This is a genomic window from Enterobacter sichuanensis (genome assembly GCF_009036245.1).
GTDB lineage: Bacteria > Pseudomonadota > Gammaproteobacteria > Enterobacterales > Enterobacteriaceae > Enterobacter > Enterobacter sichuanensis.
This window is the reverse complement of the sequence record NZ_CP027986.1, coordinates 2439405-2453202: the sequence shown is the minus strand read 5'-3', so window position 1 is coordinate 2453202 and position 13798 is coordinate 2439405. Positions and strand designations below refer to the sequence as shown.

At 56.4% G+C, this 13798-nt stretch carries 10 protein-coding genes and 1 pseudogene; 9 read left to right on the top strand and 2 right to left on the bottom strand.

All coding sequences use genetic code 11. From position 1 onward, the window contains the following. The first annotated feature begins 75 nt into the window (after positions 1-75). The 3 genes from C1N69_RS11830 (at position 76) to C1N69_RS11820 (ending at position 2680) form a co-directional block, all read left to right on the top strand. Positions 76-651: a helix-turn-helix domain-containing protein gene (locus C1N69_RS11830; RefSeq protein ID WP_025759136.1), complete on the top strand. Its 576-nt coding sequence runs from the start codon at positions 76-78 to the stop codon at positions 649-651. 65 nt (positions 652-716) lie between these two features. Next, a complete protein-coding gene (locus C1N69_RS11825) occupies positions 717-1757 on the top strand; it encodes an NADP-dependent oxidoreductase (RefSeq protein WP_104557375.1) in 1041 nt (346 codons plus the stop codon). Between the two features lie 254 nt (positions 1758-2011). After that, positions 2012-2680, top strand: coding sequence for a GntR family transcriptional regulator (locus C1N69_RS11820; RefSeq protein WP_104557376.1), 669 nt, complete (start codon positions 2012-2014; stop codon positions 2678-2680). A 119-nt stretch (positions 2681-2799) separates the two neighbouring features. Here the strand turns inward: C1N69_RS11820 and pqqU are convergent, their stop codons facing one another. After that, on the bottom strand, positions 2800-4914 hold the full coding sequence (pqqU, locus tag C1N69_RS11815; protein WP_025759141.1) for a TonB-dependent receptor PqqU: 2115 nt from the start codon (positions 4912-4914) through the stop codon (positions 2800-2802). A gap of 241 nt (positions 4915-5155) precedes the next feature. On the opposite strand from pqqU, the gene yncE reads away from it, so the two are divergent. Further along, complete coding sequence (gene yncE / locus C1N69_RS11810; protein ID WP_155031252.1) at positions 5156-6217, top strand: 7-bladed beta-propeller protein YncE; 1062 nt, start codon at positions 5156-5158, stop codon at positions 6215-6217. Between the two features lie 46 nt (positions 6218-6263). Here yncE and ansP read toward each other — a convergent pair whose 3' ends face one another. Then, positions 6264-7760, bottom strand: coding sequence for an L-asparagine permease (ansP, locus tag C1N69_RS11805; RefSeq protein ID WP_008501774.1), 1497 nt, complete (start codon positions 7758-7760; stop codon positions 6264-6266). Positions 7761-8223: 463 nt separating this feature from the next. Between ansP and C1N69_RS11800 the strand changes: the two genes are divergently transcribed. The 5 genes and pseudogenes from C1N69_RS11800 to C1N69_RS11775 all read left to right on the top strand — a co-directional run bounded on the left by C1N69_RS11800 (position 8224) and on the right by C1N69_RS11775 (position 13791). Then, positions 8224-8763, top strand: coding sequence for an AAA family ATPase (locus C1N69_RS11800; RefSeq protein WP_155031251.1), 540 nt, complete (start codon positions 8224-8226; stop codon positions 8761-8763). Positions 8764-8873: 110 nt separating this feature from the next. Then, positions 8874-9875, top strand: coding sequence for an MsnO8 family LLM class oxidoreductase (locus tag C1N69_RS11795; protein ID WP_155031250.1), 1002 nt, complete (start codon positions 8874-8876; stop codon positions 9873-9875). After that, the gene (locus C1N69_RS11790) at positions 9872-10993 is read left to right on the top strand and encodes an amidohydrolase (RefSeq protein ID WP_155031249.1); all 1122 of its coding nucleotides are present in this window, start codon (positions 9872-9874) and stop codon (positions 10991-10993) included. Before C1N69_RS11795 ends, C1N69_RS11790 begins: the two co-directional genes overlap by 4 nt. Positions 10994-11009: 16 nt before the next feature. Further along, positions 11010-13272: pseudogene (locus C1N69_RS22925) on the top strand (NtaA/DmoA family FMN-dependent monooxygenase). Positions 13273-13281: 9 nt separating this feature from the next. Further along, positions 13282-13791, top strand: a complete 510-nt coding sequence (locus C1N69_RS11775) for a GNAT family N-acetyltransferase (RefSeq protein WP_045285035.1) — start codon at positions 13282-13284, stop codon at positions 13789-13791. Positions 13792-13798: the final 7 nt, after the last annotated feature.

Here is a 13798-nt window from a genome sequence, read left to right as displayed (position 1 = left end):
CGCTACGGCATAAGCCATATTTTTTTGTTATCAAAAGCCCATTGAAATGCCGTTCATACACTATAGTATGACGTCATGAACACCATAACAGACACAATGAATCAACGGATTAGCGCAAGAATTCGCCTCGAACGTGAGTCTCGCGGCTGGTCCCTGAGCGAGCTTGCTGACCGGGCAGGCGTCTCCCGCGCCATGATCCATAAGATAGAGCGTGGGGACAGCAGCCCGACAGCCACCTTGCTTGCCCGCCTGTCTGGCGCGTTTGGCATTAGCATGTCCACGCTGATTGCCCGTGCCGAAATGCAGGAAGGAAAGCTGCTGCGCCTGGCAAACCAGCCCGTCTGGCGCGACCCGCAAACGCACTACCTCCGCCGCCATGTTTCTCCCCGCACCGATCTGCCCATCGATCTTGTTCAGGTTGAACTGCCTGCGGGCAGCGATGTTCCGATGCCGGCATCTTCTTACGCACTGGCACGTCAGCTTATCTGGCTGCAGTCCGGCGAGCTGGTGTTTCAGGAGGGCGATACGCGCCACGAGATGCGCGCCGGAGACTGTCTCGAACTGGGGCCGCCCAATGACTGCCGGTTCATCAATGAAACGAATGAACCCTGCATCTATCTGGTTGTACGGCTGAACCAGTCTGGCTCGTAATGCTAAGGCGAGAACGCCATTCGTGCGCCAGGCTGTAATGACATTTGTACCAGAAGGAGATCCCGATGAATCAACCTGTTTCGCAAAATCGCCGCTGGGTCCTGGCTTCGCGCCCTCATGGTGCGCCAGTCGCAGAAAATTTTCGTCTGGAAACGCAACCCGTTCCGGAACCTGAGGCGGGGCAGCTTTTGCTTCGCACCGTCTGGCTGTCGCTGGACCCATACATGCGCGGGCGCATGAGCGATGCGCCATCCTATTCACCTCCGGTTGAGATTGGTGCGGTGATGGTAGGGGGAACGGTCAGCCGTGTTGAACACTCCCGACATCCCGATTTCAAAACGGGTGAGTGGGTGCTGGGCTACAGCGGCTGGCAGGAGTATGAACTTTCAGACGGCAGCGGTCTGGTGAAGCTCGGTGAAAATCCCTCTCATCCTTCCTGGGCGCTGGGTGTTCTGGGTATGCCGGGCTTTACTGCCTATATGGGGCTGCTGGATATCGGGCAACCCAAAGCGGGTGAGACGCTGGTGGTTGCGGCGGCAACAGGCCCGGTGGGGGCGACCGTGGGGCAGATTGGCAAAATCAAAGGTTGCCGGGTGGTCGGCGTCGCCGGTGGTGCTGAAAAATGCCGCCATGCCGTCGAGGTCCTCGGGTTTGACCAGTGTCTGGATCACCACGCGGCGGATTTCGCTGAACAACTGAAACACGCCTGCCCGAACGGCATTGATGTCTATTATGAGAACGTCGGCGGCAAAGTCTTTGATGCGGTGCTGCCGCTGCTGAATACCGCCGCACGCGTGCCGGTGTGTGGTCTGGTCAGCGGTTATAATGCGACGGGCCTGCCAGAGGGGCCGGATCGCTTGCCGCTTCTGATGGCGACCCTACTCAAGAAACGCATTCGTATGCAGGGCTTTATCATCGGCCAGGACTACGGGCACCGCATTCAGGAGTTCCAGCAGGAGATGGGGCGCTGGGTACAGGAAGGTAAAATTCACTATCGTGAACAGGTCACGGACGGGCTGGAGAACGCACCGGAGGCGCTGATTGGCCTTCTTGAAGGGCGGAACTTCGGTAAAGTCGTGATTCGCGTCGCGGACGACAATAAATAAAGAGTACTATGGCGGGGTTTCCCGCCATATTTATTTGTGAAGATACGATATATTGTCTTTAATTACTGGACATGGCATTTCGCGCCATCATCCCGGATGAGCCCGAAATCGATAAAAAATGACGTTTGCTTTTTTTTGCAGTTTTTACGTACTCCCACCACCAGGCATGACGATACAGGATATATCGGACCAGCGTCGTTTTATTAAAACTGGCGTTTAAAAATAGCATTAAGTTTTAGCTACAGGAATTGAACATGCTTGATTTGGATCACTTAGAAAAAGCCCAAAGGGTCAGCCTTACTATGCAAGTTGAACTCAGTTTGAAAGGGGCGTTAATTACAGGCTCACTCAAACCTGGGGCACGACTGATAACGAAAGAGATCGCCGATAAATTAGGTACCAGTATTACTCCGGTTCGCGAGGCGCTTTTGCGGCTGGTCTCTTCTGGCGCGTTACATGCCACCCCCGCGCAGGCATTTCTGGTGCCAGAGGTGACGCTGGAGCGTTATAACGAGATTAACGCCATCAGAAAACAGCTTGAGCCGATGGCCGTTGCCGCCGCCTGTCAGAATATGTCTGACACTAAGCTTGAGACGTTGCGCAAAATGTCAGACGCCTTCCATGAGGCCATGCGCAACGGGCACGTTCAGCAGGCACTGCATGCAAATCGCGTCTTGCGGTTTACGCTGTATCAGTATGCGGAAATGCCAACGCTTAACGCGCTAATTGAACAGTTATGGGTGCGTATCGGGCCCTGCATGAACTATCTGCATCAGGAACTCAACGACATCAAAGCCTCGACATATCACTATGACGAACTCCTTACCGCCCTTGAGCGAAGAGATGTTGAAGCCAGTCAGAAGGCAATTGATAAGTTGATTGATGAAGCCAATACTCTTTTACAGCGACAATATTTTAACTGAGAGATTATTTAACAGAGCGACTATATACCGCACCTGATTATTTATCTGATGAATAACTCCTGATGGTTTATTGCCATCAGGAGCGTTATTTTAGGGATAAAATAAACTTTTCTTATTACTTACTCGAAGCGATAAGAGACCGAGAGTCCTACACCGTAGTTACGTCCAGGTGCAGGCTCGTAATAACGGCCGTTGGACTCGTTGACAATGACTGAGCCAACGTACTCTTTATCGAAGAGATTATCGACGCGACCAAAGACGTCCATGCCCCAGTTACCATAGTTAAATTTATACCCGGTATTCAGTCCGACCACGGTATACGATGGCGCTTTCGCTGTGTTCTCATCGTCGGCCATGATATCGCTCATGTAACGCACATCTGAACCCGCGTACCAGCCTTCCTCCGGCTGCCAGCCAAACGAGGCGTAACCCATATTACGGGCGATGCCCGGCATCCGGTTACCGTTACAGTTCGTATCGCCGCATACGTTGGTGCGATAAGTGGCGTCCAGATAGGTCCACGCCATCTTCAGCTTCCAGTTTTCAGCGAACTGCTGATCGAGGGACACTTCGACACCCTGACGACGGGTTTTGCCGGCATTTTTATAGCTGGTACGGCCGCCAGAACTGGCATCCACCACGATCTCGTCATCCGTATCGGTGCGGAACAGGGCGGCGGTCAGCAGGCCATTGCCGATGCGGGTTTTGCTGCCCACTTCATAGGTGTTGTTGGTGGACGGTTTCAGACCAATATTCAGCCCACCCTGGTTATCTGAACGGTAGGAAAGCTCGTTGATGGTTGGCGTTTCAAAGCCACGCCCGGCGGCGGCGTAAAGGTTCCACGCGTCCGTCACGGCATACTTCACGGAACCGGCAGGGAGCCATTTGTGGTAGCTCGCGTCGCCGCTGTCATCGCCATTGCCCGGCGTCACGTAGTGGTCATTGGAATCAAACCAGACCGAGCTGTAGCGTACCCCGGCATCCACTGACAGTTTCTGCGTCAGCTGCCAACTCGTTTGCAGATACGGATCGACGTTCCACATCAGATTGCGTTCATTGCGACGCTTATCACCTTTGACACCGTAATCCGGCACGCCGTTATCCATGACGAAGTTCTCGTATCCGCGACGATCTTCGCTCATGTTTTCGTAGTTAAGACCGGTGGTGAAGGTCACCGGCACCAGCAGCTCGCCACGGTGCGTCCAGCGGGTATCAATCCCCTGGTAGTGGCGCTGCATATCGATAACCCCACCGGAGTGGGAAGGTTTCAGCTGCGGCTGATACGGAATCGACTGGTACTGCGTCATTTCACGCTCACCGGCGTACATCATCACGCTGAGGTCGTCCTGGGTGCTGAGCTGACGATCGTAACGCAAACCGGCCTGGGTCTGTTTGATGGTTTTACGCGTGTTGTACTGATCGCCGCGCGGGGACTGGCGCGGGTTATCCCGCCACTCCTGATAGTTCAGTCCGCCCGGATCGTTGGCCTTCATGTCCACGCTGTTAAAGACCAGCGTCAGCTTGCTGACGTCATCAATACGCACGCCCAGTTTGGCGTTGGCAAGATTCTTACGCGCGCCGCTGTGGTCGCGATAACCTTTGGTGGTGAAACGGGTGGTGGACACGGTGTAATCCACATCGCCCGCGTGGGTGCCATCACCCATCGCGCCAGTGGCTTTCATGCCGTAGCGCCAGGTCCCGTAACTGCCGTAGTAGCTGCTGGCTTCAATGGTCGGCGGCTGCTGCCCGGTCTGGGTATTGATGTTAATCACGCCGCCAGAGGCGTTGCCGTACAGGGCAGAGAAGGGGCCGCGCAGCACTTCAACACTCTCCACGCTTGAGAGATCGATGTTCGAGGTCTGACCCTGTCCGTCCGGCATGGTGGCCGGAATACCGTCTACGTACATACGGATGCCGCGCACGCCGAAGGTTGAGCGGGCACCAAACCCACGCATCGAAAGCTGGAGATCCTGCGCATAGTTCTGGCGGTTCTGAATTTGCAGGCCCGGGACGCTGCCGAGAGATTCAGACAGGTTGATACGGGGAGCGGCATGGCGCATATCGTCGCCATTGACGACGCTGACCGCGGCTGGAGTATCGAGTTCCGATACGGTTTGCGGCGTGGCGCTGACGATCATGGTCTGTTCTTCCGCGCTCATGGCGGTAAGAGGCGCAAAGATAACAGGAACCAGCAGCAGCGGAAGAGAAGCCTTATGGGCAGAAATGATTTTCATGAATAAAACCGGTTGTGGTGTATAAACGAACCAAATGGAACATGTCCATATATGTTAAAGGTTTTGTAAAAGTTTTGAAAACTATAACCGCACATTGCGTTAATGGAAGGCGAAGCGGGAAAGAAAATCTCCACATTTGATTCATTAATGATTACTATTCTCATTATCAAAAGGCAATGCCATGACGTTGCCTGCCGGAAGCGATGTCAGCTGAACCCCTCATTTCAGAAAAGGAATTGTTATGTCTTTACGTCATCTGTGCTCACCGCGCCTGAGCCTGTCACTGCTTTCAGCCACGTTACTGCTTGCCGGAACGTTCCAGGTTCATGCCGCCGAAGAGGTGCTGCGTAAAGCCGTGGGCAAAGGGGCGTATGAAATGGCGGTGAGCCAGCAGGAAAATGCCCTGTGGGTCGCGACGTCGCAAAGCCGTAAAACCGACAAGGGCGGCGTTGTCTATCGCCTCGATCCGGTTACGCTGGACGTGACGCAGGCGATTCACAGCGATCTCAAACCTTTTGGTGCCACTCTTGATAAGGCGACCCAGACGCTGTGGTTGGGCAACACTATCAACGGTGCGGTAACGGCCATCGATGCGAAAACGGGCGATGTAAAAGGGCGGCTGGTGCTGGATGGGCGTCAGCGTAGTGACACCGTTAAGCCACTGCAGCCGCGCCAGCTGGTGGCCGATGACAGCACGAACACCGTGTACATCACGGGCGTGGGGAAAGAGAGCGTCGTCTGGGTGGTGGATGGCGCCACGCTGAAGCTGAAAGCGACCATTGCCAATACCGGGACCTACAGCACCGGCCTGGCGCTGGACGCGCAGGCGAAACGTCTCTATACCACCAATGCGGACGGCGAGCTGGTGACGATTGATACGGCCAGCAATAAAATTATCAGCCGTAAAAAGGTGCAGGATGACGGCAAAGAGCACTTCTACCTGAATCTGAGCCTCGACACTGCCGGTCAGCGCGCATTCCTGACCGATTCAAAACAGCCGGAAGTGCTGGTGGTGAGCCTGAAAGAGGGCAGCGTGATCGACAAAATCGCCGCGCCGGAATCGCTGGCCGTCCTGTTTAACCCGGCCCGCAATGAAGTTTATGTGACGCACCGTGAAGCCGGTAAGGTGAGCGTGATTGACGCCAAATCGTATAAGGTCACCAAAACCATCGACACGCCGGTCTACCCGAACAGCCTGGCGCTCTCAGCGGATGGCAAAGCCCTGTACGTGACGGTGAAACAGAAATCCACCCGTCAGCAGGAAGCCACCCAGCCTGACGATGTGATTCGTATCGCGTTGTAATAAAAAAAGGGAAGGCTAAATGCCTTCCCTTTTTGTTGACTGCGTATTAACGCGAGGTCTCTTCTACCAGCGGCGCGTCGTGTTTTTCATCATCAGGATGAACCGGCGCGGTGCTGTGGATCTCGTGAACGCGTTTACGCACGCCAAACCAGCCAGCAATCAGCAGCACGGCCAGCAGCGGAATGGTCGCGATGGTGTAGGTGCCGTTCGGGTAGTCGAACGCCATCAGCACCAGCACGCTGAACAGGAAGAGCAGGGTGAGCCAGGAGGTCACCGGTGCGCCAGGCAGCTTAAAGCTAACGTCAGCGGCTTTCCCTTCTTTGATCGCTTTACGCAGACGCATCTGGCAGACCACGATAAAGCCCCAGGAGGCGATGATCCCGAGTGCGGCCACGTTCAGCACGATTTCGAAGACCTGAGACGGGACCAGGTAGTTCAGGAACACGCCGAAGACGTAGACCACCAGCGTGGCCAGAATACCGGCGTACGGCACGTGCTGCTTGCTCATCTTCGACATGAACTTCGGTGCAGAACCGCCCATCGACATGGAGCGCAGGATACGGCCGGTAGAGTACAGACCGGAGTTCAGGCTCGAGAGCGCCGCCGTCAGCACCACAATGTTCATGATACTGCCAACGTAAGGCACGCCCAGCTTAGAGAAGAAGGTCACGAACGGACTCTGACCCGCCTGATAGGCGTTCCACGGCAGCAGCAGAACCAGCAGGACCACGGAACCGACGTAAAACAGACCGATACGCCAGATCACACTGTTGATGGCCTTTGGCACCATCGTCTGCGGATCTTTACATTCACCTGCTGCGGTACCCACCAGCTCGATGGAGGCAAAGGCGAACACCACGCCCTGAACCAGCACCAGCGCAGGCAGCAGACCGTGCGGGAAGAAACCGCCGTTATCGGTTATCAGGTGGAAGCCGGTGGCATTGCCATCCAGCGGTTTACCGCTGCCGAGGAAGACGGTACCCACCACCAGGAACACCACGATGGCCAGCACTTTGACCAGCGCAAACCAGAACTCCATCTCCGCGAACCACTTCACGCCGATCATGTTCATGGTGCCGACAATGGCCAGCGCGCCAAGCGCAAAGACCCACTGCGGCACATCGCCGAACGCGCCCCAGTAGTGCATATACAGCGCAACCGCAGTGATGTCGACGATACCGGTCATCGCCCAGTTGACGAAATACATCCAGCCCGCCACGTAGGCCGCTTTTTCACCGAGGAATTCACGGGCGTAGGAGACGAAGCTTCCGCTGGAAGGGCGATGCAGTACCAGTTCGCCCAGCGCGCGAAGAATGAAGAAAGAGAAGATCCCGCACACCAGATAGACCAGGGCGAGAGCCGGGCCAGCCATCTGCAGACGTGCACCCGCACCTAAAAACAGACCCGTTCCGATAGCGCCGCCGATGGCGATCATTTGAACCTGACGGTTGCCCATCGCTTTGTGGTAGCCCTCTTCGTGGGAGTTCAACCAGCGACGTTTAGCAGCATGATGATCGGCTGCGCTTTTATTGCTTGTTTTCATTGAGTTACCTGTTTGCCTGTCTGAACCATTATCGTGATAGTCCTGCCTGGCAGAATGCAATACAAACGATTGCTTCTGCGCAAACACATGTCGCCTTCCCAGTCATTCTGCGTATGGATAAGGCGAAACATGGCGAGGCATCCTACCTGCAATTCATAAGCGACGCAAAATATAACCGTGCCGAAAGTGATGCACGTCGAAGGAAATCGTGTGGTCAGAGCAGACGGGGATCACAACACGCTGAATCGTGGTGAGTTTTTAGTCAAAACCGTCAGCGATATGCTGCTTTAATCATCAGTACCGCTTAATAGTTACCAGGTGGTATAGATTTTGGCCACCGTAGAACCATGAACGTGTTCAGGCTCAGGTTTTTACATGGCCGACGCCATGCTGAAATAACGTTCAGTTAACAGGATGAAAACGCTATGCTTTGGGCAGCTTTCGTAAACAGAATGGAGGGAGTGTGAAAATTAATGTCATCGGAACCAGCGGAAGTGGAAAAAGCACGCTGGCGAAGCAGATTGCGGCTGAGCTGGACATTCCCTGTATCGAGATGGACCGACTCTACTGGCGCCCTGACTGGCAGGGAACCCCGGACGACGTGTTTCAGGAAACGCTGGAGCAGGCGCTGCAGGCGTCGCCAGACTGGGTGCTTGACGGTAACTATAACCGCACGCGACCGGTTAAATGGCGCCATGTCGATGTTGTGGTGTGGGTCGATTATGGGTTTACCCGCACGCTGTATCAGGCCGTTACCAGGGCCATCAAACGGGCCAGGCATAAACGGGAACTTTGGCCCGGCACGGGGAATAAGGAGAGTTTTCGCCGCGCGTTCCTGAGCAGAGAATCCATTATCATCTGGACGATAAAAACCTGGCGCAACAACCGCAGGCGTTATGAAGCCGATCTGCAAAATCCGCGCTACGCGCACATTCGCTTTGTCCGTATTACCCGCCGCAGTCAGGTGGATGCGTTGATTGCCTCTCTGAAGACATATTCTTAGCGTGGTTTTATATATCTGTTTTCCGGCAAACTAAATGTAAATTAATTGTTTCTCAGTGGTGAAATACGCCTTTAATAATGTCGACATGTTAAGTCAAACGAGAACGCAACATGTCATGGCGAATCAGCATTCTGGATAAAAGCCCCATCGCTGAACACGAAACGGCTGCCGATGCACTGGCGCGTACCCTGGCGCTGGCGCAGCAGGCAGAAAATCTGGGCTATCACCGCTTCTGGATTGCCGAACACCACAACACTCCCCAACTTGCCAGCCCCTCACCGGAGCTGCTGATTGCCTGGATCCTCGGGCAAACCTCGCGCATTCGCGTCGGTTCCGGCGGCGTGATGCTTCAGCACTACAGCCCGTATAAAGTTGCCGAGAACTTCAACGTTCTGGCCGCGCTGGCGCCAGGCCGCGTGGATCTTGGCGTCGGAAAAGCACCGGGCGGTCTGCCGCTCTCGACCCGCGCGCTGCAACAGGGTCTGAATCAACCGGAAAAGGGCAGTTTTGCCGAACAGCTGGCCCAGCTCGACCGCTGGATCCGTCCTGAGCATCAGTCAACGGCGGAAGCCGTTCTGGCCACGCCGCTGCCGCCGTCGCCTGCGCAGGGTTTTCTGCTCGGCGCGAGTCGCGAAAGCGCGCTGCTGGCCGCCAGCCTCGACTGGCACTTTGTTTTTGCCGCGCACCTGAATGGCGATCCGGATCTGCTGCGTGAGGTGATCGCTACCTGGCGTGAAAACAGCGTCCGCGATGTGATTGTAGCGGTGCAGGTGATTGTGGCACCGACGCAGGCCGAAGCTGACGCGCTGGCGCAGAAGGTGGAAGTGTGGGGCGTTGAGCTGGCCAACGGCCAGCGCGTCACCGTGGCCAGCGAAGAGCAGGCTTACGCCTTTGCGCGTCAGGCAGGGAGTGAGCCGGTACGCATTGCGCGTCGGGCGCAATCTCTGCTGGCGGGCACGGCGGAATCCGTGCTTGAACACCTTAACGCCCTCCATGAAACGTGGGGCATTGACGAATTTATTATTGATACCCCGGTAGCAGAGGGCGCCACGCGCGTGGCGTCGCTGCGTTTGCTGGCCGAGACCCGTCTTAACAGGGAGGTTACCTTATGAGCTTTGGCGAACAACTGATTGCCTGGCGTCGCGAGCTGCACCAGAACCCGGAACTGTCCGGCCAGGAAGTCGAAACCACCGCACGCCTGCGCCAGTGGCTGACAACGGCGGGCATTACGCCGTTGCCTTACGATCTGCCGACCGGGCTGGTGGCGGAAATTGGTTCCGGCAACAAGCTGATTGCGCTGCGCGCAGATATCGATGCCCTGCCGATTGAAGAGCGTAGCGGCGTGCCGTTTAGCTCGCAGCAGGCAGGGGTAATGCACGCCTGCGGACATGACATCCACACCAGCGTGATCCTCGGTGCGGCGTTAAAACTGAAAGAGCGGGAAGCTTCGCTTAACGGCCGGGTGCGGATCCTGTTTCAGCCTGCCGAAGAGAACTTTGGCGGCGCGAAGAGCATGGTGCGGGCCGGTGCCCTGCGGGATGTCAGCGCGATTTTCGGTATGCATAACGAGCCCGGCCTGCCGGTCGGTGAATTCGCCACCCGCGGCGGGCCGTTCTATGCCAACGTCGACCGCTTTGTGATTCGCATTACCGGTAAAGGCGCGCATGCCGCACGTCCGCATGAAGGTAACGATGCCATCGTGCTGGCGAGCCAGCTGGTAACGGCGCTGCAAAGCGTCGCCAGCCGCAACGTCAACACGCTGGATTCCGTGGTGCTGAGCGTGACGCGCATTGCGGGCGGCAACACCTGGAACGTGCTGCCGGAAAGCGTCGAGCTGGAAGGCACGCTGCGTACCCATCGCACGGAAGTACAGCAGAACGTGAAAGCCCGCGTGGGCGAGATTGCCGCCGGGTTTGCCAGCGCCTTCAGCGCGCAGATTGATATTACCTGGTATGCTGGACCCACCGCACTGGTCAATGACGAACGCTGGGCGGCATTTGCCACCTCAGTTGCCCGGGAGGCGGGCTATGAAACCCGGCACGCCGAGTTACACATGGGCGGGGAAGATTTCGCGGTCTATCTGCAGTCCATACCCGGCGCGTTTGTCAGCATTGGCAGCAACAGTGCGCACGGTTTACATCACCCGGCGTTTAATCCGGACGAAGCATTAATCGAGCCCGCTGCCCGCTATTTTGCACAGCTTGCGGAAAAAGCCCTGCAACACGTTTAATTCTGAAGAGGTGAATATGTCTGCACATCGTCAACTGCGGCTCGGGACCATTTTGCATGGTGCATCCGGGAATATGTCCGCCTGGCGCCACCCTGAGGCCATCGCCGATGCCAGTATCAATTTTGATTTCGTCAAAGCGACGGCATTAAAGGCGGAAGAGGGCAAACTCGATTTCTTATTCGTTGCCGACGGTCTTTATATTAACGAAAAATCGATCCCGCATTTTTTAAACCGCTTTGAACCGTTAACGGTGTTATCTGCGCTGGCAAGCATCACCTCGCGCCTGGGGCTGGTGGGAACCTTATCCACCTCCTACAGCGAGCCCTTTACCACGGCCCGCCAGTTCGCCAGCCTCGACCATCTGAGCAATGGCCGCGCGGGCTGGAACGTGGTGACCTCGCCGCTGGAAGGTTCGGCGAAGAACTTCTCCCGCGAAAAACACCCTGAACATGCGCTGCGCTACCGGATTGCCGACGAGTATCTCGACGTGGTGAAAGGGCTGTGGGACTCCTGGGAAGGAGATGCCTTTGTGCGCAACAAAGAGAGCGGTCAGTTCTTTGACCCGGCAAAACTGCACACCCTGGATCACCGTGGTGATTTCTTCCAGGTCGCCGGACCGCTGAATATTGGCCGTACCCCGCAGGGACGTCCGATTGTCTTTCAGGCCGGCGCGTCGGACGACGGGAAAAAACTGGCGGCGAAACATGCCGACGCCATTTTCACCCACCATGAAACCCTCGACGAGGCAAAAGCCTTTTACCGCGACGTGAAACAGCAGCTGGAAACTCACGGCCGCCGCCCGTCGGATTTGCATATATTCCAGGGCGTCAGCGTGATTGTGGGAAAAGATGCCGATGACGTGGAAAACCAGTATCAAACCACGGCGGCGCTGGTGTCGATTAATGATGCCCTTAATTACCTCGGGCGTTATTTCGAACATCATGATTTCAGCCAGTATCCGCTCGACGAACCGTTCCCGGATATCGGCGACTTAGGCAAAAACAGCTTCCGCAGCACCACCGATGAGATCAAGCGTAACGCCCGCGAGCGCAACTTAACCCTGCGTCAGGTGGCGCTGGAAGCCGCTTCGCCGCGTCCACGCTTTTCCGGTACGCCGGAAGAGGTGGCCGACGGACTGCAGGCCTGGTTTGAAGGCTATGCCGCCGACGGCTTCATCATTCAGGGCGGCACGCCGGACACCTTCCCGCGCTTTGTGGATCAGGTCGTGCCGGTTCTGCAGGCGCGCGGCCTGTTCCGCACCGACTATCCGGGCACCACGCTGCGCGAAAGCCTGGGTCTTGACCAACCGAAAAATCACTTCACACAACAATAAAGAGAACACCGCTATGCAGAAAACATCGCTTATTCTGGCGCTCGCGCTAGCCTTTACCCCTGCCGTCTGGGCAGAGAATGTGAACATTAACGGCACCGGCGTGAGCATCGAGGCCAATAAAACGCCGATCAACACCGCCAAAAACGGCGATGCCATAGCCCGGTTGCCGAAAGACTATCGCTTTGCCGTACCGGGAAAATTTACCGTGGCGGTGGCGGGGCTCAACCAGCCGCCGCTGACGGTGTTTTCCGATGACAACAAAACGCTGTTGGGCAGCGAGGTCGACGTTGCTCGTCTGGTGGCGGATAGCCTCGGGCTTGAGCTGAACGTGGTGCCCACCTCGTGGGAAGACTGGCCGCTGGGGGTCGCCTCCGGCAAATACGATGCGGCCATCAGCAATATCACCGTCACCAAAGAACGCAAACAGAAATTTGATTTTGCCACCTACCGGAAAGACTCCCTCGGTTTCTACGTGAAGTCCACCAGTCCTATTACCTCGCTGCAGAAGGCGGAAGACATCGCCGGGCTGCGGATTATCGTGGGCTCCGGCACCAACCAGGAGTCCATCCTGCTGGCATGGAACGCGGAAAACCTGAAGAAGGGGCTGAAACCCTTTACCCCGATCTACACCAAAGATGATGCGGCTCAAACCCTGGCGCTGCAGTCCGGGCGTGCGGATGCCTACTTTGGTCCGAACGTGATTGGCGCATGGAAAGCGGCGCTGAACGGCAAAACCAAACTGGTGGGTAGCGTCGACGGCGGCTGGCCGAAGGCGGCGCATATCGCGGTGACGCTGAAAAAAGGCAGCGGGCTGGTTGAGCCGGTACAAATCGCGCTGAACGGCGTGATCAAAAACGGCGATTACGACAAAGTGCTGAACCGCTGGGGGGAAGGGGTTGAGCGCATTCCTCAGTCAGAAGTGAACCCGGCTGGCCTGGGTGATTAAGGAGGCGCTATGCGCGAACAATTTCGTGATGTCTCGCCCGAAGATGCCGAACTCCAGCCCATCATCGAGGGGCTGTTCGGGGAATATGCCGCCCGTTACGGGGACTACTTCTCTAAAGATGCGGAAGTGGAGCTGACGGAATGGTATTTAGCGCCGCAGGGACTGTTTATCGTCCTGGAACGTGACGGGGAAATTATCGCCACCGGCGCTTACAAGCCCTATGACGAACGGACCGCAGAGATTAAGCGTATCTGGACCAATAAATCCCTGCGTCAGCAGGGACTTGCCGGGCGAGTGGTGCAGGAGCTGGAGCGCAGGGCGGTGCTGGCGGGGTATAGCCAGATCTACCTGACCACCGGTTTTCGCCAGCCGGAAGCGGTCCGGCTCTATCTCAGCCAGGGCTATCAGCCGCAGTTCGATCTGAACCGGGATCCGGAAGAGTATAGCCAGCCGCCGTTTGATGGTCGGTTGCGTTTCACCAAAACGCTGGTACGCGAAGCGTTCAGTAAAACCGCATGAGGAACGA